At 63.6% G+C, this 3283-nt stretch carries 4 protein-coding genes; 3 read left to right on the top strand and 1 reads right to left on the bottom strand.

The window, feature by feature from the left end:
* The coding region (locus AC5LUJ_RS24025; protein WP_493465846.1) for a transposase at positions 1–417 on the top strand (417 nt) is incomplete at its 5' end.
* Positions 418–420: 3 nt separating this feature from the next.
* Here AC5LUJ_RS24025 and AC5LUJ_RS24020 read toward each other — a convergent pair.
* The gene (locus AC5LUJ_RS24020; protein WP_493465845.1) at positions 421–879 is read right to left on the bottom strand and encodes a YtxH domain-containing protein; all 459 of its coding nucleotides are present in this window, start codon (positions 877–879) and stop codon (positions 421–423) included.
* Positions 880–1451: 572 nt separating this feature from the next.
* On the opposite strand from AC5LUJ_RS24020, the gene AC5LUJ_RS24015 reads away from it, so the two are divergent.
* Both AC5LUJ_RS24015 and AC5LUJ_RS24010 read left to right on the top strand, forming a co-directional pair.
* Complete coding sequence (locus tag AC5LUJ_RS24015; protein WP_250286134.1) at positions 1452–2273, top strand: alpha/beta fold hydrolase; 822 nt, start codon at positions 1452–1454, stop codon at positions 2271–2273.
* Between the two features lie 124 nt (positions 2274–2397).
* Positions 2398–3216, top strand: a complete 819-nt coding sequence (locus AC5LUJ_RS24010; RefSeq protein WP_250286135.1) for an SDR family oxidoreductase — start codon at positions 2398–2400, stop codon at positions 3214–3216.
* Positions 3217–3283: the final 67 nt, after the last annotated feature.

The raw sequence follows: 3283 nt of genomic DNA, 5'->3' as shown, positions 1-3283 counted from the left end.
GCCCACCTGTCCGACAACACCCTGGGCACACGCCTGCTCGACCAGACGAAGGACACCTGGCAGACGATTTCCAAGACCTGGGTCGACACAGGATTCAAGAACACCGTGGTCGAGCACGGAGCCGCCCTCGGCATCGACGTCGAGGTCGTCTCCAGAAAAACCGGGACCCGCGGTTTCCACCTGGTGAAACGGCGGTGGGTCGTCGAGCGAACCCTGGGCTGGCTGATGTTCCACCGTCGCCTCGCCCGCGACTACGAGACCCTTCCCGCCAGCTCCGAAGCAATGATCCACATCGCTATGATCGACAATGCGGCCAAGCGCATCACGGGCGAGACCACACCCACTTACAGGCCGAGCCACGCCCGCGCGCAAAAGCCAAGCAGGGCGTCACCAATCGAATCCGGGGCAATGAGATGAGGATCAGGTGCTGACGGCCGCAGCGTCGGCGCGAGCCAAGGTGGCGTCCAGGACGGCGTACTCGGCTTCTTCCACAGCGGCGATAGCGAAAGAGATCGCGCAGACGGCGTCGTCCTCCGCGTACTCCGCGCGCCGCTCGGCACGCTGGGCGTCGCGCTCGGCCTGCTTCTGTTGGACCTCAGCACGCACCTTGCTCACGTGGTCCTTCCAGCGCTCCTGGATCTCGCGCCACCGACTGGATGTCTCCTGGGTCACGTCCGCGGCCTTCTCACGAAGCTCGCTCGCGTGCTGCTCGGCGTTGGCGCGAGCCTGCTCGACTTTGGCCGCCAGCTCCTCGCGGGTCTCGGCTTCGGCAGCATCCGCAGCACTCTCGGCTGCCTTGGCACGCCTTGAGAGGTAGGCCAGTTGTTCGGACAAACGGGCCATAATTCTCACCCTTCCGCCGTCTTCCTGAATAATCACACGACAATCATGCTAGCGCGGATTCCTGGCTGACGCAGGTCCACCCCAACGACGGCGACCATCGCAACCTACATCCCCATTACAGTGATTTGCAACCATCTGTCGACGTCAACCGGCCCGAAGTACAGCGGAGATCCGCCACCCAACAGCGGGTGAATGCGCGGCACGCCGAACAGCCTCCAGCCGCGCACTCCCGAGTAGACTTCCGGCATCATCTTCGTAGGTTCGTCTGGCGTCGCAGCGCCTCGCGGTTCGCCCGCTCGCGTGCCGCATGGCCGATGATTCCTGGGCGACGAGAGCTGGTACGTACTGTCGGCTCGCCTGGTCGACCTGGCCCGTGATGCCGGAGCCTGACTGTGCTCCCGATCGCCCTTGTCTCGCGCCTGGCGATTCAGGTGTTCGCCGGCATAGCCAGCCCAGCGCTCAAGGTGACTATGGTCCGGTACGGCCGGGTTTTCTCGCGTCCTGGTCACGCCGACTGGGGACACGACTGGGGTGTTCGACGGACTCATTCAGTGCCTCGCGGGTACGACGGTGCTCGATGCAAGGCCCCCTTCCGTAAGGAGCAGACCGTGAGCACTATCACCACCAGCGACGGAACCGAAATCTACTACAAGGACTGGGGCAAGGGCCCGGCAGTCACGTTCTCGCACGGCTGGCCGCTGAGCTCTGACGCGTGGGACGGCCAGATGCTGTTCCTCGCGCAGCACGGCTTCCGCGTGGTCGCGCACGACCGACGCGGCCACGGCCGGTCCAGCCAGGCTTCGTCGGGCAACGACATGAACGGCTACGCCGACGATCTGGCGGCCGTGATCAACGCGCTCGATCTTACCGACGTCACGCTGGTGGGCCACTCCACCGGCGGTGGAGAGGTCGCTCGCTACATCGGACGTCACGGAACGGCGCGGGTTGCCAAAGCAGTCCTGATCGCCGCGGTTCCGCCGATCATGCTGAAAACCGCCGCCAATCCTGAGGGCCTGCCGATCGAGGTTTTCGACGGCCTGCGGGCCGGTCTCGCCAAGGACCGCTCGCAGTTCTACAAGGATCTGGCAGTCCAGTTCTACGGCGCAAACCGGCCCGGTGCCGAGGTCTCGCAGGGCCTGCTCGACCAGTTCTGGACCTGGAGCATGCAGTCGGGCCTCATCAACGCCTACGAGAGTGTCAAGGCATTCTCCGAGACGGACTTCACCGAGGACCTCGAGAAGTTCGACGTCCCGACCTTGGTGCTGCACGGCGAGGACGACCAGATCGTTCCGGTGAGGGACTCGGCGGTGAAGTCGGCCCGGCTCATCAAGGGCGCAAGGGACATCTACTACCCGGGTGCGCCGCACGGCATCACGGCCACGCACCAGAATCAGGTCAACGCCGAACTGCTCGCCTTCATCCAGGGCTAGCCGCGATCGTCGCCCGAAGCATCGGCTTCTCCGACCCGCAAAGACACAAGAAGCGTGCTTCACCATCACGGCTCCGTCACCGGATGGCTTCCGGAGCCTAGAGCGGCAACTGAAGGGATTCACCATGAAGATCGTGGTTATCGGTGGAAGCGGCCTCATCGGGTCGAAGATCGTCAAAAAACTTCGTGACCACGGCCACGAAGCGGTGCCGGCATCACCAGACTCGGGCGTCAACACACTCACCGGCGAGGGCCTGGCCGAGGCGCTCGAGGAAGCCTCTGTGGTCGTCGACGTGTCGAACTCCCCATCCTTCGAGGATGCAGCAGTGTTGACGTTCTTCCAAACATCAACCGGCAATCTCCTCAACGCTGAAGCGGCCGCAGGCGTGGGCCATCACGTCGCGTTGTCGGTCGTTGGAACCGAACGCCTCCTCGAAAGCGGATACTTCCGCGCCAAGATCTCCCAAGAAAAGCTGATCGAGGGATCGTCGATCCCCTACTCGATCGTCCGCGCGACGCAGTTCTTCGAATTCGTCAATCGCCTCGCTGACTTTGCAACCGACGGCAACACAGTGCGACTCGCACCCGCCCTGATCCAACCCATGGCAGCTGACGATGTCGCGACCGCGGTTGGCAGGGTCTGCGTGGGATCGCCGGTGAACGGCATCGTTGAAGTGGCGGGGCCACAAAAGTTTCGTCTCGACGAACTCATCCGACTAGACCTCAGGGAACGCCACGATCCACGCGAAGTGATCACGGATCCACGCGCACGCTACTCCGGCGCAGAACTGAACGAGCGCACCCTCGTTCCCGGCGATGACGCCAGCCTCGCCGAGACCCGATTCGAAAACTGGCTCAGCCGCTCCACGGCCCAGCAGCAATCAACTCCGAGTGGAAAGGAACCTAGGCTAAGTGGTCTCGCCCGTAAGTCCTTCGGAGGTTGATCAGGCTGCCTGTGGGGCGGAGGATTCTTCTTATCGGTCGGGTGCGTGTCGATCGAGTCTGGCCAGT

The sequence above is a fragment of the Protofrankia sp. CiP1_Cm_nod3 genome, assembly GCF_982290655.1.
Note: the sequence above shows the minus strand (reverse complement) of the source record. Positions and strands in the feature narration are given on the sequence as shown.

Bases quoted from the DNA above. Each gene is read 5' to 3' on its own strand.
- AC5LUJ_RS24010 (WP_250286135.1), top strand. From the start codon at position 2,398: ATGAAGATCGTGGTTATCGGTGGAAGCGGCCTCATCGGGTCGAAGATC.